The organism is Rhizobium sp. SVR5-9E (genome assembly GCF_056755095.1).
The window spans coordinates 13407-30960 of record NZ_JBNDHS010000008.1 but is presented as its reverse complement, the minus strand read 5'-3'; the positions used below and the strand labels follow the sequence as shown (position 1 = coordinate 30960).

15 protein-coding genes, 3 pseudogenes and 1 riboswitch are annotated in these 17554 nt (G+C 60.1%); of the genes and pseudogenes, 12 read left to right on the top strand and 6 right to left on the bottom strand.

The features are described from left to right. Positions 1–23: 23 nt before the first annotated feature. The 6 genes and pseudogenes from ACPYOJ_RS06605 to ACPYOJ_RS06580 all read right to left on the bottom strand — a co-directional run bounded on the left by ACPYOJ_RS06605 (position 24) and on the right by ACPYOJ_RS06580 (position 3789). Positions 24–491, bottom strand: a complete 468-nt coding sequence (locus ACPYOJ_RS06605; protein ID WP_481415535.1) for a response regulator — start codon at positions 489–491, stop codon at positions 24–26. Next, the gene (locus ACPYOJ_RS06600) at positions 488–1615 is read right to left on the bottom strand and encodes a PAS domain-containing protein (protein ID WP_481415534.1); all 1128 of its coding nucleotides are present in this window, start codon (positions 1613–1615) and stop codon (positions 488–490) included. Before ACPYOJ_RS06600 ends, ACPYOJ_RS06605 begins: the two co-directional genes overlap by 4 nt. A gap of 839 nt (positions 1616–2454) precedes the next feature. Further along, complete coding sequence (locus ACPYOJ_RS06595; RefSeq protein WP_168832251.1) at positions 2455–2730, bottom strand: hypothetical protein; 276 nt, start codon at positions 2728–2730, stop codon at positions 2455–2457. A gap of 95 nt (positions 2731–2825) precedes the next feature. Next, positions 2826–3200: pseudogene (locus ACPYOJ_RS06590) on the bottom strand (DUF6481 family protein). Positions 3201–3228: 28 nt separating this feature from the next. Next, positions 3229–3453, bottom strand: coding sequence for a hypothetical protein (locus ACPYOJ_RS06585; protein ID WP_481415533.1), 225 nt, complete (start codon positions 3451–3453; stop codon positions 3229–3231). Positions 3454–3579: 126 nt separating this feature from the next. Then, positions 3580–3789: a cold-shock protein gene (locus ACPYOJ_RS06580; RefSeq protein ID WP_018902430.1), complete on the bottom strand. Its 210-nt coding sequence runs from the start codon at positions 3787–3789 to the stop codon at positions 3580–3582. A gap of 433 nt (positions 3790–4222) precedes the next feature. Between ACPYOJ_RS06580 and ACPYOJ_RS06575 the strand changes: the two genes are divergently transcribed. The 12 genes and pseudogenes from ACPYOJ_RS06575 to ACPYOJ_RS06520 all read left to right on the top strand — a co-directional run bounded on the left by ACPYOJ_RS06575 (position 4223) and on the right by ACPYOJ_RS06520 (position 17536). Further along, positions 4223–4399 carry a hypothetical protein gene (locus ACPYOJ_RS06575; protein WP_168832248.1) on the top strand — a complete coding sequence of 59 codons (177 nt, stop codon included), beginning with the start codon at positions 4223–4225 and terminating at the stop codon, positions 4397–4399. 1254 nt (positions 4400–5653) lie between these two features. Next, positions 5654–5765: riboswitch (guanidine-I (ykkC/yxkD leader) on the top strand. 75 nt (positions 5766–5840) lie between these two features. Continuing rightward, positions 5841–6908: a putative urea ABC transporter substrate-binding protein gene (locus ACPYOJ_RS06570; protein WP_481415532.1), complete on the top strand. Its 1068-nt coding sequence runs from the start codon at positions 5841–5843 to the stop codon at positions 6906–6908. A 61-nt stretch (positions 6909–6969) separates the two neighbouring features. Beyond that, complete coding sequence (locus tag ACPYOJ_RS06565; protein ID WP_481415531.1) at positions 6970–7788, top strand: ABC transporter permease; 819 nt, start codon at positions 6970–6972, stop codon at positions 7786–7788. Beyond that, positions 7785–8609 carry an ABC transporter ATP-binding protein gene (locus tag ACPYOJ_RS06560; protein ID WP_481415530.1) on the top strand — a complete coding sequence of 275 codons (825 nt, stop codon included), beginning with the start codon at positions 7785–7787 and terminating at the stop codon, positions 8607–8609. The genes ACPYOJ_RS06565 and ACPYOJ_RS06560 overlap by 4 nt, the downstream gene beginning before the upstream one ends. Beyond that, positions 8606–9427: an urea amidolyase associated protein UAAP1 gene (locus tag ACPYOJ_RS06555; protein WP_481415529.1), complete on the top strand. Its 822-nt coding sequence runs from the start codon at positions 8606–8608 to the stop codon at positions 9425–9427. Before ACPYOJ_RS06560 ends, ACPYOJ_RS06555 begins: the two co-directional genes overlap by 4 nt. A gap of 10 nt (positions 9428–9437) precedes the next feature. Further along, on the top strand, positions 9438–10088 hold the full coding sequence (locus ACPYOJ_RS06550; RefSeq protein WP_481415528.1) for an urea amidolyase associated protein UAAP2: 651 nt from the start codon (positions 9438–9440) through the stop codon (positions 10086–10088). A gap of 2 nt (positions 10089–10090) precedes the next feature. Then, on the top strand, positions 10091–13630 hold the full coding sequence (gene uca, locus ACPYOJ_RS06545; protein WP_481415527.1) for an urea carboxylase: 3540 nt from the start codon (positions 10091–10093) through the stop codon (positions 13628–13630). A 3-nt stretch (positions 13631–13633) separates the two neighbouring features. After that, positions 13634–15454, top strand: coding sequence for an allophanate hydrolase (gene atzF / locus ACPYOJ_RS06540; protein WP_481415526.1), 1821 nt, complete (start codon positions 13634–13636; stop codon positions 15452–15454). A gap of 218 nt (positions 15455–15672) precedes the next feature. After that, positions 15673–15858, top strand: a pseudogene (locus tag ACPYOJ_RS06535) (helix-turn-helix domain-containing protein); the annotation flags it as partial. A gap of 128 nt (positions 15859–15986) precedes the next feature. Then, positions 15987–16238 (top strand): annotated as a pseudogene (locus ACPYOJ_RS06530) (nitroreductase family protein); the annotation flags it as partial. 57 nt (positions 16239–16295) lie between these two features. Beyond that, the gene (locus ACPYOJ_RS06525) at positions 16296–16979 is read left to right on the top strand and encodes an FMN-dependent NADH-azoreductase (protein WP_481415525.1); all 684 of its coding nucleotides are present in this window, start codon (positions 16296–16298) and stop codon (positions 16977–16979) included. An 89-nt stretch (positions 16980–17068) separates the two neighbouring features. Then, the gene (locus ACPYOJ_RS06520; protein ID WP_481415524.1) at positions 17069–17536 is read left to right on the top strand and encodes a DUF3788 domain-containing protein; all 468 of its coding nucleotides are present in this window, start codon (positions 17069–17071) and stop codon (positions 17534–17536) included. Positions 17537–17554: the final 18 nt, after the last annotated feature.

Genomic DNA, 17554 nt, shown 5'->3' with positions numbered 1-17554 from the left:
GTTTACATCAGTCGATCTTTCTCTCAAACCGAGTGTCTGGGCAGACCCATGCTGCGACGCTGCGCATGCTTGCGCACCGTGCGAGGTTGAGCGTCGCAGGCGAGAACGAGGCTGGGTGGCGCCGCGACGTCATCATCGCCTGAGACCACTGCAGAGATGTACTGCAAGGCGTTCTTCATCCCGTTCACCGTGTACGGTTTCTCGATTGCGCCGAGTGCACCCGCGAAGTCATCGGGAAGGCGCTTGATGTTGCCACTGACAAACACGAATGGCACTTGCGCTTCCGCAAGACGACGCCCTACATCTATTCCCGTCGGGCCGTCCGTGAGATGGATGTCTACGAACGCGAAATCTGGTCTTGAGGCTGAGAGAAGATCACGAGCCTGATGACTGCTAATGGCGAGACCGATCACCTCGTGTCCCGCCGCTTCCACTTCGCTTTCCAGTTCCATTGCAAGCAGCATCTCGTCTTCGACGATCATCACCCTCAATGGTCATTCTCCTGATGTTCATCAACAAGCAGCGTTACATTCACGATCGTTTTCCTGCCCCGGCTGCTCCGTTTGATCCGGGCGTCGAGCTGCTGGGCGGAAGCTTCAAGAAGCAGACGGCTGAACTCCGCGCTTTCCGGATCAGGCTCGACGGGTTTGACGGTATCTTCGACCCGGATCAGAAAGTGTCCATTCAGCCGCTTCACGACGATATGGATCTCGCCGCCGCCATCGCTCAGGCCGCGTCTGACGGCGTCACCAACGAGCTCATTGACAATCAGCGACAAAGGCGTCGCCTTGACGGCTGGGACATAAAGCGGCTGCAGGTCGAGTGTCAGGTGAATATCCTCGCGGCCAATCCCGCCGATCAGATCGGTGACAAGCTCGCGGGCGAAGTCGGCGACATCGAACCTTGCGATATCGTCAAGGATAAACAGTTTGCGCTGGACGGTGCTGAGCGCTTCCACCCGATTGAGAACGGCCATCAGGGTGCGCTTCTGGCTTTCATCTTTCGTTGTGCGAGCCTGCAGCTTGACGATCGAAGCCATGGTCAAAAGGTTGTTTTTGACCCGGTGATCGACCTCGTGCACGAGGAGTGTTTTGGCCGCAAGCGCAGCGCGAAGATCGGCGGTGTTCTTGGCGACCTCCTCCTCGGCTTGATGTCGGGCTGCGGCGAGCTCGGCTTCCCGGCTCTTGACGTTCGTGAAGTCGAGCTGCGAAGCAAAGAAGTAGACGATCCGGCCTTCATCATCTCGGACGGGGCTTATGAAAAGAGCGTTCCAGAAGGTGGTGCCGTCCTTGCGGTAGTTCAGAATGTCGACCGCAATGTCCCGACCTGCGCCGACCGCCTCGCGGATGCGTGCGACTGTTGTCTTGTCCGTTCCCGGCCCTTGCAGGATGCGACAATTGCGACCCACCAATTCGTCGCCCGAGTAGCCTGTAAGCTTTTCAAACGACGTGTTGCAGAAGATGATGGGGTTATCGTCTTGGTTAGGATCCGTGACGATCATCGGCATGCGTGTCGCCTTGAACGCTGCCGCAAATGGATCTTCACGGACATGGCGCGCGACAAGCCTGTCGCCGGCGTCTTGCGCGTCGGTTTTGGATCTGTTCTTTTCCCGCATGAGGGTCCCGCAAAAATGAAGCCCTATATAATGCAGGAACTTGATTTTGGTTCCCGGTCGATAGTCGGAGCAGGATAGCCTCCGAAACTGCTCGAATGCGTCGGTATTGTCCGCTACTGCTCTTGAAGGGCACCGAACTCTCGATGCCACAACTTGGCCGTCTCGACAAATGCACCAAAGATCTACTAGGTGAGGACCTTTGGTTAAGTCGGTTCAGCAAGCGCGCTCGCGCATATTAGGAAGGTTGGCTCTCTCTCATCGGACGACCCGTGGTTGGACCCAAGCTTGGGCCGTCCGGGCGACGGGAGACGCGACAACATGATCCTCAGAAAAGGACGATGACGTGCCGGTGCCCTCGGCCGGAGACAGGCGCCCAAGAAGCCACGCGAAGCGATCATCGAGATCGAGCACCTGATGCTGAGGAAGGCTTCGTATTGAGCGACGCAGATGGATCGAACACAAGTCTCGCATCTGAAGAGTTCATAATCATGATTGCGGTACGCCCCTACGACGCAGCTAAAACGCGCTAACAGGTGTTTTGTTCAGTCGTCGATTTCGGTTGCTCCGATAGACCGGTCCAGCGCGGGTAGTTCTTGTCGCCTTCGCCGAAAAACATGTTCTGGTCGCGTCGCAGATCAATGGCATGGCATCACGGCCCGGCGCAGCAAGCGCAACGCGATCCGTATACTCGAGGAAGGCCCAAGATCTGTTGGGACGGCAGGAGCCGGCTTTGCATTCCTCGTCCTTGAAGGCGATGGCCCAGTGCTGAGCGCGCCGACGACATGGTCGCCGGCCGGAACGAGCCTCGCCGCACCGAAGATTAGGCCGCGTCTCTCGAATCAGGCCCGATCATATGTGAACGACGTCAAAAGGGTCGTCACGAAGTTGCTGGCTCGTTCCTTGACGAGGACCTCCGTCCACTCGTCGGTACCGCGAAGTTTTAGGTCGGTATAGATGCTGTCAACTGCCGCTTCTTCAATCCGTTTGATATGGGCATTGAATGCTGCCTCGCCGCCTGCATGGTACATGTCACGAATGATCATGCGGAGGATTTCTTGGATCGCAATCTGCCAGGATGTGTTGATCGCTTGAAGCTCGTTCGTGTCCAGTGCCATGATGGCTCCTGTTGTTAGCGTAAATTTCGATAAGATTGTGCCACAGCTCCTGGTCCGTGATATCGTTCACCAACGCGATTTCAGGAGTGTGAAGGCTAAGCCTGTCTGGCCTTGCGGTTTGCGTAGGGTCTGTCCCGCTCTGCCTTCCGCTTCATCTTCGACCACCGGGGCGATACGGGCATTCTCAGCCGACGCACGCGCCTTGGTTTCTGCCATGGCTGCGGCCTCCGCGGCCGCTTGCTCTTCAGCCACCGGAGCTTCCAGGAGCATACGCTCCTCAAGCTTCAGGCGTTGCCCTCAGCACGGCGGGCTTCACGAGCTTCACCAACCGAGATGCGCTCGGCTTGCCTCGCAATTCGCAAGGGCTCTGCAGCAGCCTTTGCAGCAGGGTATGCACTGAGAAGCGATGCTTTAGCCTCCACAGCTGCGGATCGACGATCGGCGAGTTCGTTGTTTCTGATGTTCTTCAATTTTTTATCCTGATGAGGAGAGGTTCGTTCAGCCCATTTGGCCACGTTTGGCAAGCATGGCTGACGTAACAGAGGTCCGGTCGGCGATCTCCTTCGCCAGCCGCGCCTCCCGCAACCTTTGAGTCTTGGCGACTCGAGACTGAGTGATCGCTTCGAGTTCGTCCATTGCGTGATTTTTGGCGAAGAGCTGGGTCTGGAGATTACCGAAGGCAATCTCCGCCGCTTGGCGAGATTTACTAAAGGTCTGTTTCATCGAAAAATCCTGATAGGTTCATCTTGTGAACGGAACGAAAAAGGCCAGGCAACTGCCTGGCCTCAAAGTGATAACGTGCTTCCGGCAGTGCCAGTACATCCGTGGTCAAAGGAAAGCAGATATCGATCAAGCGGACTGCAGATTGCAGGCCGACATCTTGCCCGACTTCATGTCGCGCTCAAGCTCGAAGCCGATCTTCTGGCCTTCGACGAGCTCGCGCATTCCGGCGCGCTCGACAGCCGAGATGTGAACGAAGGCGTCAGCGCCGCCATTGTCTGGCTGGATGAAGCCGAAGCCCTTGGTGGAATTAAACCATTTTACTGTGCCGGTGGTCATGATGAACCCTTTCAAAGCATAGAGTGAGGGACCGCGAAGCGGATGCTGCGCAGATGGAAACCGACTATTTTTGAAAGGGGAGTTCGCTTAGAGCGCGGTGCCAATCGCGCGGTAGACAAAGCTCGGCAAGCAAAAGATCGATGACGCATCTATACGGGACCGAGACGGCCGCGTCAACGCTTAGTTTTTGTCAGATGTCGGTTTCGCCCCAAGATTGTATCTGTTTAAACGTCGCGCGAGGACTCGATGGAAAAAGACGTGGGCGCCGGTCGACTAACACAATGCGTCAGAGTTCAGCTTGATTGACGTGGTACGATTCGCGTAATCGAGCTACGCCACGGAGACTCTGGTGACCGGATCCCCCAGCCGCTGATGGAGATAGGTGGTCCTCATCCGCTAAGAGACATGTCGAACTTTAAACAGGAAAGTCACGATGGGTTGGAAAACGCCTAAGATCGAATACGTAAACGGCTATAAAATTGTCGAGATCGACGGGCCTATCTTCAAGGTCTACGATGGCACACTCCAGATCGGGGAGGATTTCCCTTACTCCGGCGAAGCGGCCGCTCACGCAAAGTCCCTGCCGAGGCGGGACGCTCCACGGGAGTGAGCAGGCAAGATGAAAATCATCAGGTTCGAGAAGCGCGGAGATGCCATCTTCTAACCGACGTTCCTTGACACGGTCAGCGCTGCCAGGCTTGCGGCCAGTTCGTCGCTTCGGAAGGGTTTCGTCAGTCGGGGCAAATCAGATGCCGCTCCTTCACGCTCGGCGTAGCCGGAGACGAGGAGGACTTGTACCTGCGGATGTTCCGCACGTACGGGTCGCGCGAGCTTGGTGGCATCCATGCCAGGCATTATATGGTCCATGACGCGGCAGTGTATAAGTCGCCACTGACCGGAAGCCAGAACTCGATTTCCGAGCCAACATCGACTTGGCTGCATATCTCCTACGATGCCACCAAGCTGCGGAGCCAAAGCATGTGCCATCGACAGGCCGAGCCGGTGTCTTTCCCCAACCTTGGTAGAAAAGAACGGCTCGACCGCTGTAGCACTTTCAACCGCTCGGCGCGATTTGGCCCAACACGCACAAGCTGTCCAGGCGTGCGCCCCGGTGCGCCATCTAAGAAGCAGAACGTGTCGCGCAGGATTTCCGGAAAAGAGGCCTCGCTTTCGCGCCCTTTTGTTGGGAAGCGGCAGCTCACGTGCGTACGAGCAACGCCTCAACGACGACTGCGAACGCAGGCGAAGCCTGCCGCGGCTTGGGTAATATAAGGGATAACCAAGCCAGGGCGGACACCAGTCATCGGATGGCACAGCAGCTTTGGTTTGAAGCCGAGCCAGGTGGATGGCGCTTATCTCTTATGCAAGCCGTCTGTTGATTTCTACTTGAGAACTGACCCGGCCTTTGCGCCGAGAATACTCGATGGAACTATCCTACTATGCCGGGCCAGTTCCTAGTGGAAATCAATAAACCAACCCTTAGGGCACGCAGCGTGCCCCTCCGTGCTTTTTTCCTCCGCGCGATCTCACGAATGGAAAGATCTATTGGCCGAAATAGCAGCCATAGTCATCCGGAAGTCTTCGCCACCAATGAACAATCGGCAATAGAGGTCTTTTAAGGTGGCCCTCCAGACCGCTGGGGCCGACAGAGATGCGCTTTTCAAAAATCGCCTGCCTCCATGCCACTCTTTGAAAATAGCGGTTGCGTCTCGCACACCAGAACGACGCTCCCCCAAGCAGGCGTTGATCCGTGCTCAAATATTAAGCAAATGCCGCAGAGTGTACACAATACCAGATGCTCAAGGCGTAGAGGCTTGGAAAACCAACAGGTTACAAGGTGGCACACCTCTTGCAGGGAATTTGTTGAGTTGGTGGCTAGGGTTCCGGCGCTTTCCAGAAGTGCGACTGGTCCGAGAGCCACCACCGGCGGAAGAGAAATTCCGCCGGGTGCACGGCGGGATAAAAGCCCGGGAGACCTCGTAAGCCAAGGGGATTGGCGGCGCGATGGTCATTGCCGATCCCTTTTGAAGAAAAGCAAAAGGGGAATTTCAATGCAGACTTTTTCGAAGATCTTTTCCGTAACCGCCCTCGCCGCTTCGCTGGTGCTTGGGATAGGCTCTGTTGCCAAGGCCGAGCAGAAGACCGAATTCAAGGTCGCATGGTCGATCTATGTCGGCTGGATGCCGTGGGGTTATGCCGCCGACCATGGCATTGTCAAGAAATGGGCGGACAAATACGGCATCAAGATCGATGTCACTCAGTTCAACGACTATGTGGAGTCGATGAACCAGTATACGGCCGGCGCATTCGATGCCGTGACCCTGACCAATATGGATGGCCTATCGATCCCGGCTGCCGGCGGTGTCGATACGACCGCCGTCATCGTCGGCGACTTCTCGAACGGTAACGACGCCGTCATCCTGAAAGACAAGGCAAGCCTGGCCGATATCAAGGGCCAGAACGTCAACCTCGTCGAGTTTTCCGTTTCGCATTATCTGCTTGCGCGTGCGCTCGAAAGCATCAAGCTAACCGAACGTGATGTGAAGGTGGTCAACACCTCAGATGCCGATATGGTGGCCGCCTATAAGACGCCTGATGTCACCGCCGTCGTTACCTGGAACCCACTCGTCTCCACCATCCTCGAAGATCCCTCGGCCAAGAAGGTTTTCGACAGTTCGCAGGTGCCTGGCGAAATCATCGACCTGATGGTCGCCAATACCGACGTGCTGAAGGACAACCCGAATTTCGGCAAGGCACTTGCTGGCATCTGGTATGAGACTGCCGCGCTGCTGAATAGTGCCGAGGGCAAGGCGGCCCGTGAGGCCATGGGGGCTGCGTCCGGCACGGATCTCGCCGGTTTCGAAGCCCAGCTTGCCGCGACCAAACTGTTCGACAAGCCAGCGGATGCCGTCGCCTTCACCGCTTCGCCCACACTGCCGAAGACCATGGATCTTGTGCGCAACTTCCTCTTCGAGAAAGGCCTGCTCGGCAATGGTGCTCCCTCTCCTGACGTCATCGGCATCGAAATGCCAGACGGCAAGGTGCTGGGGGATACCGGCAATGTGAAGCTGCGCTTCAGCGAGACCTACATGAAGGCCGCCGCCGACGGATCGCTCTGATCGCGCCAGGCGGCAGGATCTGCCGCGCCGCCTCTTTCCCCTACCAGCGGAGCACCTTCTCATGCGTTGGATCAACACGAAGCCAGGCCGCGGCGCGCAGTTCGCCCTGATGCTGCTACCCTTCGTCCTGCTCGTCGTGGCCTATACTGTCGGATCGGCCGAGCGACTGGCGGCAAACGCCAATGACAAACTTCTGCCGAGCCTTGCCGGCTTTGCCGATGCGATCAACCGCCTGGCTTTCGTGGCCGACCAGCGCACCGGCGACTATCTGCTCTGGTCGGATACTGGCGCCAGCCTGATCCGCCTGCTTGCCGGCCTCGGCATTTCCACCGCGATCGCGCTCATTGTGGGCATGCTGGTCGGCATGCTGCCTTACCTCAGGGCACTGCTTTCTCCTTTCGTCGCAGTCATTTCCATGGTGCCGCCGCTGGCCCTCCTGCCGATCCTCTTCATTGTCTTCGGGCTTGGCGAGACCTCGAAGATCGCTCTCATCGTTATCGGCGTGGCGCCAACAGTGATCCGCGACCTCGCCCTGAAAGCGCTGGAACTGCCGCGCGAGCAGATCGTCAAGGCAGAGACACTGGGCGGCTCCTCCTGGCAGATCGGCCTGCGGGTCGTGCTGCCGCAGATCCTGCCGCGGCTGATCACCTGCCTCAGATTGCAGCTCGGCCCGGCCTGGCTGTTCCTGATCGCCGCCGAAGCAATCTCTTCGGATTCCGGCCTCGGCTACCGTATCTTCCTCGTCCGCCGCTATCTCTCGATGGATATCATCTTTCCCTATGTCGTCTGGATCACCCTGCTTGCGGTGGCAATGAACGCCCTGCTCGATCGCCTGCGCATCGCCGTCTTCCCCTGGTCCGAACTGGAGAAACAGGCATGAGCGAATTGAAGATCGAGAAGGTCTGGAAAGAATATGGCGACCAGATCGTGCTCGAGGACGTGTCACTGACAGTCGCCTCGCGCGCCTTTGTTGCTCTCGTCGGCCCTTCCGGCTGCGGCAAGACCACCTTCCTGCGCATGCTGCTCGGTCAGGAACAGCCGACCAAGGGCAAGATCCTGCTCGATGGCGAGGCGCTGCCGCCGGAGCCGGGGCCCGATCGCGGCGTTGTCTTCCAGCGCTATTCCGTTTTCCCGCACCTGACCGTTCTCGGCAACGTGCTGCTCGGCAAGGAACTGACCGCAGCACGCTACAGGGCAAAGCTCTTCGCTGCCGCCCGCCGCAATGCCATCGAGGAAGCCCGCCAGCTGATCGCCGAGGTCGGACTCAGCGGTTCCGAAGGCAAATATCCGGCACAGCTTTCCGGCGGCATGCAGCAGCGCCTTGCGCTGGCCCAGGCGCTCATCATGAAGCCGAAGGTGCTCTTGCTCGACGAACCCTTCGGCGCGCTCGATCCCGGCATCCGCGCCGAGATCCACACGCTGATGAAGCGGCTCTGGAATGAGACGCGGATGACCGTCGTCATGGTCACGCATGACATGCGCGAAGCCTTCACGCTCGCAAGCCGCGTCGTCGCCTTCGAGGGGCGGCGCGACCGGCCCGAAGAGAAGGAGCGCTACGGCGCCACCATTACCAAGGACATTTCCATCTGGCCGCCACGCCTTGCCGGCCAGCCATCGATCTTCAGCCCCGACCGGGACGGCCCGGTCGTTTCCCTGGGGCATAGCCGGGACGACCTGGCACCGTCAGGAGAGAAGCCATGATACATGTGAGACGCTCGCCCGAAGAGATCGCCGCAAACCGTGCGCGCTACGAGGAGCATCAGAAGAAGGGGCTGAAATTCGCGCCCAAGGCCCTGCCCGGCCTGAGCCCGCTGCCGGCACCAGCCATCGATGCGGCTGCCGTCATCCACCAGGAGATCATTCCGGGCGGCTGGTACTGGTCGACGAAGCTTTTGCGCGGCGAAGCGGTCCGCATCGATCAGGCGGAGGGCAATTCCGCCGTGGCGCTGATCGCCTGGAACGCCGCCGATACGAGCGAGCGGATCAACCTCGTCGATACCGCCAAGGTCCAGTGGACGACGGCGCTCGGCAAGGGTCGCGTGATCTTCTCCGATATGGGCCGCGTCATGTTCTCGATGATCGAAGACAGTTGCGGTGCGCATGATTGCCTGATGGGCGGATCGACTTCTGCCTCGAACGCCGCGAAATATCCGGGTGAAAAGACACGCAACACGCGCGACAATCTGGTTCTCGTTGCCGGCAAGCTCGGCCTAGACCGCCGCGACATCCCCGGCATCCTCAATCTTTTCGCGCCCGTGCGCCTTGCCAAGGTGGGCGGTTTCGGCTGGCAGGGCAAGCGGTCCAACAGCGGCGATTATGTGGAGCTGCGTGCCGAGATGGACATGCTGGTCGGCTTTTCCAATTGTCCGCATCCGCTCGATCCCGATCCGACGTACCAGCCGAAGCCCGTCGTCATCACCCGCTACGAGGCGGCGGTCGCCGCTGCGGATGATCTTTGCCGAACGGCAAGTGCCGAAGCCGTGCGCGGCTTCGAAAACAACGCCCTGATGCAGGCTTGAGGAGAAGACTATGTCCGATTTCATCCAGACCTTCCCTGCCCGCAGCCTGGAAACCGCAGTGGAAAACCATTTCATCGCCGCCGAAGCGCCGTGGTCCGGCATCGTCCGCAAGGGCCAGACGATCCGCATCGAGGACAGTTACGGCCAGCAGGCAATCGACACGCTTTTCTACCGTGCCGACGATTTCTCCGAGCGCTATTCCAACCAAGATACGATGCGCATGCAGGGTGCCGCCTATGTCGGCATCGGCACGAAGATCATGTCGAGCGAAGGTAACGTCATGCTGACGATGACAGCCGACAGTTGCGGCCGCCATGACACCTCGGCCGGCGCCTGCTCATGCGAGAGCAATACGGTGCGCTTCGGCCACGGCACGAAATATCTTCATGCCTGCCGCGACAACTTCCTGCTCGAAGTTTCGAAACACGGAATGGGTAAGCGCGATATCGTGCCCAACATCAATTTCTTCATGAACGTGCCGATCCAGCCCACCGGCGAGATGACGATCGTCGACGGCATTTCGGCGCCGGGCGACTACGTGGAACTCGTCGCCGAGATGGACGTGCTCTGCGTTATCTCCAACTGCCCGCAGATCAACAATCCCTGCAACGGCTTCGATCCGACGCCGATCCGGGTGCTGATCTGGGATGGCGAGGCCTGATCATGTTCAAGAAAGTCCTGATCGCCAACCGGGGCGAAATCGCCATCCGGGTCATCAAGACGCTGCGACGGATGGGCATTGCTTCCGTCGCCGTCTATTCCGATGCCGACCGCTTTGCAAAGGCCTCACTGCTGGCCGACGAAGCCGTGCGCCTCGGCCCGGCCTCGGCGAGTGAAAGCTATCTCAATGTCGATGCGGTCATCGCCGCCTGCAAGGCGACGGGGGCGGAGGCGGTGCATCCCGGCTACGGCTTCCTGTCGGAAAATATCGGCTTTGCCGAACGACTTGCCGCCGAAGGCATCGCCTTCATCGGCCCGCGGCCCGAACACCTCTCGGCCTTCGGCCTGAAGCATACGGCACGCGAACTCGCCCAGGCGAGCGGCGTGCCGCTGCTGCCCGGCACCAGTCTGCTGTCGAGTGCCGATGAAGCACTCGCCGCAGCCGAAACGATCGGCTATCCCGTGATGCTGAAAAGCACGGCCGGCGGCGGCGGCATCGGCATGCAGCTCTGCGCCGATCCCGAAAGCCTGAAGGCATCCTTCGAAAGCGTGCAGCGCACCGCACAGGCAAGCTTCGGCGATGCGCGCGTCTATATCGAGCGTTTCGTGGCCGAGGCACGGCATGTCGAGGTGCAGATCTTCGGCAATGGCGAAGGCAAGGTCATCGCGCTCGGTGAGCGCGACTGCTCGCTGCAGCGGCGAAACCAGAAGGTGGTCGAGGAGACTCCAGCCCCCGGCCTTTCTGCCGCCACGCGCGCGCGCCTGCACAAGGCAGCCGTCGACCTCGGCGCGGCGGTCTCCTACGAGTCCGCCGGTACCGTCGAGTTCATCTACGATCCCCTACGCGAGGAGTTCTACTTCCTCGAGGTGAATACCCGCCTGCAGGTCGAGCATCCGGTCACCGAAGCCGTGTTCGGCGTCGATCTCGTCGAATGGATGATCCGCCAGGCGGCAGCTGAGGATATGCTCTCGGGTGCGGAAGCGCTGCAGCCGAAGGGAGCCGCAATCGAAGTGCGCGTCTATGCCGAGATGCCGCATGCCGATTTCCGCCCCAGCGCCGGCCTGCTGACAGAAGTCTCCTTCCCCGAGGATGCGCGCATCGACAGCTGGATCGAGACCGGAACGGAAGTGACGCCCTTCTATGATCCGATGCTCGCCAAGGTGATTGTAGCTGCTGAAGATCGACGGACGGCGATCGAAAAGCTGAAGACGGCCCTCAAGGGAACGTCGATATCGGGTATCGAAACCAATCTGGATTATCTTCGCGCTATTGCCGGCTCGGAACTTCTTGCCAGCGGCAAGGTTGCGACGACGGCGCTCCGCGACTTTTCCTTCGTGCCCGATGTCATCGAGGTGATCGCGCCTGGCGCCCAATCGAGCATTCAGGAACTGCCGGGCCGCCTTGGCCTCTGGCATGTCGGCGTGCCACCGAGCGGACCGATGGATGAGCGCTCCTTCCGCCACGCCAACCGCCTCGTCGGCAATGGCGACACGGTGGCAGCACTGGAGCTGACAGTGTCCGGCCCGGTGCTGAAGTTCCACACTGATACGGTGGTCGCGCTTGCTGGCGCGAGGATGGCGATGAGCGTCGACGGCGAGAAGCTGCCGCATGGCGAGGCCGTGATGATCCGCGCCGGCCAGATCCTCTCGATCGGCAGCATCGATGGACCTGGGCAGCGCGCATACCTCGCCGTAGCAGGCGGTTTCGCCGCCCCGGTCGTGCTTGGCTCGCGCGCGACATTCGGGCTCGGCCAGTTCGGCGGCAATGCCACCGGCACGCTGAAGACCGGTCATGTGCTGCATCTTGCCCGTCAGGCCGCAGCCGATGCGCCGAAGCCGGCAACAGAGCCTGCGGAATTGACGCGCGAATGGGAAGTCGGTGTCGTCTATGGTCCGCATGGCGCACCCGATTTCTTTCAGGATGGCGATATCGAGACACTGTTTTCGACTCGCTACGAGGTGCATTTCAACAGCGCGCGCACCGGCGTGCGCCTGATCGGTCCCGCCCCGACATGGGCGCGCAGCGATGGCGGCGAGGCCGGCCTTCATCCCTCCAACCTGCATGACAATGCCTATGCGATCGGCGCTATCGACTTCACTGGCGACATGCCGATCATTCTCGGACCGGACGGGCCGAGCCTCGGCGGCTTCGTCTGCCCGGGAGTGATCGCCCGTGACGAGCAGTGGAAGATGGGCCAGTTCAAGCCGGGCGACCGCATCCGCTTCCATCCCGTCGCGCGGCCTGAAGATCCGATTGCCGGCCCAGTGGTGCATCGGGCGAAGGAAGAGGCGGGCTCGCCGATCATCGGGCAACGCCACGATGGACCTGTCTCGGTCGTCTACCGCCGGCAGGGTGATGACAATCTGTTGGTCGAATATGGGCCGATGACCCTCGATATCGCCTTGCGGCTCAGGGTGCATCTCTTGATGCAGGCCGTATCACAGGCGCGCCTGCCCGGCATCATCGACCTCACGCCCGGCATCCGCTCGCTGCAAATCCATTATGATGACACTGCGTTGACCCGCAAACCTCTGCTCGGCCTGTTGGCCGAGATCGAGGCGAGTCTGCCTTTAGCACAAGACGTCAAGGTTCCGAGCCGCATCGTGCATCTGCCGCTGTCCTGGAACGACCCGGATGCCGAACTCGCCATGCGCAAGTATCAGGAACTCGTGCGGCCAAGCGCGCCCTGGTGCCCCTCCAACATCGAGTTCATCCGCCGCATCAACGGGCTGGCGGACGAACAGGCGGTGCACGACGTCGTCTTCGACGCCAGCTATCTCGTGCTCGGCCTCGGCGACGTCTATCTAGGCGCGCCGGTCGCGACGCCCGTCGATCCGCGCCACAGGCTGGTGACGACGAAATACAATCCGGCCCGCACCTGGACGCCGGAAAATGCCGTTGGTATCGGCGGGGCCTATATGTGTATCTATGGCATGGAAGGGCCTGGCGGCTACCAGCTTTTCGGCCGTACCATTCAAGTCTGGAACACCTGGCGGCGGACGCCGGTTTTCCCCAAGAACAAGCCGTGGCTGCTCGATTTCTTCGACCAGATCCGCTTCTTCCCGGTCGATCATAGGGAATTGGCAGAAGCCCGCGGCGCCTTCCCGCATGGCGGTTATCCCATCCGGATCGAGGAGACGGAATTCTCCTACACCGCCTATGAGAGGGAATTAAAGGCGAGCGCCACCTCCATTGGGATCTTCAAGGCGAGCCAGCAGGCGGCTTTCGATGCCGAGCGCCAGCGCTGGAAAGAGGCGGGCCTCGACAGCTTCGTCACTGACGAAGGCACCGGTGAGAGCCCGGATGGGGATATTCCAGAAGGTTGCTTCGGCGTTGCCAGCGCCGTACCCGGCAATATTTGGAAACTACTGGTCGAGCCGGGCGCACCGGTCGCCGCTGGAGACACGCTTGCCATTATCGAATCCATGAAAATGGAAATCAACGTCACCGCACATGCGCCGGGTCGCGTCCGTGATCTGCGTGCCGGACCCGGGCGAAACGTCAAAGCGGGCGATATCATTGTTGTTCTGGAGGAATGCTGAACCATGCTGCCGACTATTCTGGACCTGGCAAGCCTTCGTGCAGCCTATGCGGCCGGCACTACCCCGCTCGACGTTATCGAGACTGTGATTGCCCGTCGTACAGCCTCGAAGGATCCGGCGATCTTCATCACGCCGACGCCTGCTGATACGCTGCGGGCCGAGGCGCGCGCCCTGACGGAGCGCGCCCCGGAGGCAAACTGCCTGCCGCTCTGGGGCATTCCCTTCGCTGTGAAGGACAATATCGATGTGGCGGGGCTGCCGACGACGGCCGGCTGCCCTGCCTTCGCCTATCATCCCGAAAAGGACGCAACCGTGGTCGCGCGACTGCGAGCCGCGGGCGCGATCGTCATCGGCAAAACCAATCTCGACCAGTTCGCGACCGGTCTCAACGGTACACGCTCGCCCTACGGAGCGCCTCGCTCGGTCTTCGACGAGAATTATGTGTCGGGCGGCTCGAGCTCCGGCTCAGCGGTTGCCGTCGCCTCGGGCCTGGCAAGCTTCGCGCTCGGCACGGACACGGCAGGCTCTGGTCGGGTGCCGGCGGCTTTCAACAATCTCGTCGGCATCAAACCGACACCGGGACTAGTGCCGAATGTTGGGGTGGTGCCTGCCTGCCGCAGCGTCGATGTCGTCACCGTCTTTGCTGGTACAGTCGGCGACGGCGTCGCGATCCGCAAGGTGATGGAGGGCTACGATGCCGCCGATCCGTTTTCGCGCAAGGCGGTTCCATCCAGCCTGCCCACCTCCGGTCTGCGGATCGGTGTGCTCGACGGAGCCGAGCGGGAGTTCTTCGGCAACAGGCACGTCGAAGCTCTCTATGATGCCGCAATCGAAAGAGCGCGCGCACTCGGCGCCACCATCGTTCGCTTCGATTACGCGCCGTTCCGGCAGGCGGCCGAACTGCTCTACAACGGCCCCTGGGTCGCTGAACGCCTGGCGGCCGCTAAGGATTTTCTCGCGACGAACGCCGCCGACTTCGACCCGACGGTCCGTACCATCATTGACGGCGCGAGAGCCTATGACGCGGTCGCCGCCTTCGAAGGCAGATACAAGCTCGAAGCGCTGCGCCAAAAGACCGGAAAGGAATGGGAAAAAGTTGATATTCTGATGGTGCCGACCTCGCCGACCACCTACACGGTCGAAGAAATGATGGCGGATCCGATTGTGAAAAACGGCCATTTCGGTCGTTACACCAACTTCGTCAATCTGCTCGATTGCGCGGCGATCGCCATTCCAGCCGGTTTCGATGCCAATGGTCATCTCCCAGCCGGCGTGACTCTGATCGGGCTGGCCTATACCGATGAAGCCCTCGCCCCCTTTGCCGACGCCATGCACCGAACCTTGAATGCAGGAATGGGCAAGGACCGCCTGGCGGCAATACCGGAGGCAAGCCGGGTGCCGCAGGCCGATGACGGCTTGGTGCCGATCGTCGTCGTCGGGGCGCATCTTACCGGCATGCCTCTCAACCATGAACTGACCCGAACAGGCGGCAGGCGGGTCAAATCCTGCCGCACTGCACCCGATTACCGCCTCTTCGTTCTACCGGATACCAACCCGCCGAAGCCGGGCCTGATCCGCGAACCTGGCCTTGACGGCAAAGGCCTCGAAGTTGAGGTTTGGAAAGTCACTCCGGAAGCTTTCGGCCGTTTTGTGCAGAATATCCCTGCCCCGCTCGGCATCGGTAAGATAACGCTTGACGACGGTTCTCAGGTTTCAGGTTTTCTCTGCGAGGCTCATGCAATCGAAGGCGCGCGCGAAATCACCGAATTGGGAGGCTGGCGCGCCTACATGACCGACCAAAGGAGCTCGAAATGGCGAGCATGAAGTCCCATCTCAAAAGATTCCTGCGGGCGATACTCGCCGGCCTTGAAACACGAAGCGACTCGCGACGGTTCGGTCGCGCAAGGCGGTAATCGATTATAGGTCGATCCTTTCGCCGCAGATCACGTGACGAGGCGGGACCGAGATGGTGCCGCCTTCGCCATGATTTGCTTCCACGTCTGAGGACGATCGCGAATAAAGGGTCGCACGCGCTGCGGCCCCTCGATTTGTTGACCGATCTCCGCATGAGTCTGGCAGCCAACGAGTTGAAGAAGCCGGCAGTCAGCACCGAGGCTGTGGCCGAGACGGTCGGGTATCAATCTGTTTCGGCGTTCCGCCGTGTGTTTGCCGAAAGGATGGGGATGACGCCGGGGGAATGGCGCCGACTGGCGCACAATGGCGGCTAGACGCGCGGCCTGAGCGCCACGCGTGTCAGATTGATCCTTTCGCGCATCATATTGAGCGAATACAGTCTCGATATTTTCACCGTCGGCCGTAAATTGGGCTCCGTAATCACTTGATGAGGAGCCACCCAATGAACATCAGCATCGCCTCTAACGAAAAGGCAACCGCCGCACACGCCGAAAGCCATGCGCGGACCGCGACCACGCGATCGACGCCGACAAACGCTGTCATCGAAAACATTCTGAGCCGTAGTGCCGCCAAGTACTACGACCCCAACGCCACGCTGAGCGACGATCAGATCCGCGACCTGGTGCGGATCGGCACTTCGGCGCCGACCTCCTTCCACCTGCAGAACTGGCGGTTTATTGCCGTGCGTACACCGGCTGGATCGATCTGAACTCTCCCATCGCAACCTTTTGAACCAGTTGGGATCGATCACATGAACATCCTCCATATTGATAGCAGCCCTCGTCTGGAATCGCATAGTCGCGCGCTTTCGGCGGCAATCGTCGAAAGGCTTCTCGAGGTTGCATCTGGGGCAGGCATCAGCCGGCGTGACATTGGGGCAGACCCCCTGCCCCAAACCGTTGCCCTCTATGCCGCTGCGTTGGCCTCGCCGGCCACGTTGGCCGCCCCGCCGGCGGGTTCTCTCGATCTTTCGGAGGCGCTTATTGCGGAGGTCGAAGCGGCCGATGTGGTTGTTATCGGAACGCCGATGCACAATTTGACTATTCCCTCGGGTCTCAAAGCTTGGATCGACCAGATCCTGCGTGTCGGCCGCACAATGAAGTCGACGCCGGCGGGAAAAGAGGGAATGCTGCGAGACCGGCCGGTGTTTATCGGCGTTGCGTCCGGCGGCTTCTATACTGGTGAGCGAGCCAACCAGCCGGATTTTCTCACGCCCTATCTGTCGGTGGCACTCAGCTCCATTGGGCTGAAGACCCAACAATTTCTCCCATTACAGGGCACTGCTTTCCTCGACTGGGACCATGCGCCGTTAGCGAGGAGCAAAGCGCTCGCTGCTCTCGACCTGACCGCCGTAGAGCACCTGCGAGAATTCCACAATTACCCTGCGGTGCTCGCCAGCGCCGGCAGTCAGTCTCGCTCGCGCCGGCAATCGTAGCCGGGAGCATTCTGAGGACGCACATATACGTTTTGGCGCCAGCGTCCTAACCCTCCGGCCGCCGCCGAACCATGAATGAGAGGCTTCAGATGTTTTCATCAGTTAGTACCCTTTTCAAAGTTGGCGACAGGATCACCGACAAATCAGCACCGCCCGATGACATCGCTGTGCGCGAATGGCTCGGACCGGAGGCATTCGGCCACTGGTCCGAACTGCGGACTTGGATCGACGGGTTTTATCCTGCAGTTTTCGAGCCGGACTGGCTCTACGGCGGCAAGAACCGCGGCTGGTCCTTGCGCTACAAGAAAACCAAGGCATTCACCACGTTGGTGCCGGAATACCGCCGGTTCTCTGCCCTAGTGGTCATGGGCGGAGCAGAACGCGAGAAGTTCGAGGAACGGCGTTACGTCTGGCGCCCGCAATTGGTCAATCTCTACGATGAAGCGAAAACATATATCGACGGAAAATGGCTGACGGTCGGTACCGCCTCGGCAGATGATCTGCACGATGTGAGAGAACTTCTGACAATGAAGCGACCGCCACTGGCGCACAATTGAAGCCAGAAAGACCGGGCT

Coding starts and splice junctions, on each gene's coding strand:
- ACPYOJ_RS06520 (WP_481415524.1), top strand. CDS start 17,069: ATGTTTTCATCAGTTAGTACCCTTTTCAAAGTTGGCGACAGGATCACC.
- ACPYOJ_RS06595 (WP_168832251.1), bottom strand. CDS start 2,730: ATGGCACTGGACACGAACGAGCTTCAAGCGATCAACACATCCTGGCAG.
- ACPYOJ_RS06600 (WP_481415534.1), bottom strand. CDS start 1,615: ATGCGGGAAAAGAACAGATCCAAAACCGACGCGCAAGACGCCGGCGAC.
- ACPYOJ_RS06575 (WP_168832248.1), top strand. CDS start 4,223: ATGGGTTGGAAAACGCCTAAGATCGAATACGTAAACGGCTATAAAATT.
- ACPYOJ_RS06580 (WP_018902430.1), bottom strand. CDS start 3,789: ATGACCACCGGCACAGTAAAATGGTTTAATTCCACCAAGGGCTTCGGC.
- ACPYOJ_RS06525 (WP_481415525.1), top strand. CDS start 16,296: ATGAACATCCTCCATATTGATAGCAGCCCTCGTCTGGAATCGCATAGT.
- atzF (WP_481415526.1), top strand. CDS start 13,634: ATGCTGCCGACTATTCTGGACCTGGCAAGCCTTCGTGCAGCCTATGCG.
- ACPYOJ_RS06550 (WP_481415528.1), top strand. CDS start 9,438: ATGTCCGATTTCATCCAGACCTTCCCTGCCCGCAGCCTGGAAACCGCA.
- ACPYOJ_RS06565 (WP_481415531.1), top strand. CDS start 6,970: ATGCGTTGGATCAACACGAAGCCAGGCCGCGGCGCGCAGTTCGCCCTG.
- ACPYOJ_RS06585 (WP_481415533.1), bottom strand. CDS start 3,453: ATGAAACAGACCTTTAGTAAATCTCGCCAAGCGGCGGAGATTGCCTTC.
- ACPYOJ_RS06570 (WP_481415532.1), top strand. CDS start 5,841: ATGCAGACTTTTTCGAAGATCTTTTCCGTAACCGCCCTCGCCGCTTCG.
- ACPYOJ_RS06555 (WP_481415529.1), top strand. CDS start 8,606: ATGATACATGTGAGACGCTCGCCCGAAGAGATCGCCGCAAACCGTGCG.
- uca (WP_481415527.1), top strand. CDS start 10,091: ATGTTCAAGAAAGTCCTGATCGCCAACCGGGGCGAAATCGCCATCCGG.
- ACPYOJ_RS06560 (WP_481415530.1), top strand. CDS start 7,785: ATGAGCGAATTGAAGATCGAGAAGGTCTGGAAAGAATATGGCGACCAG.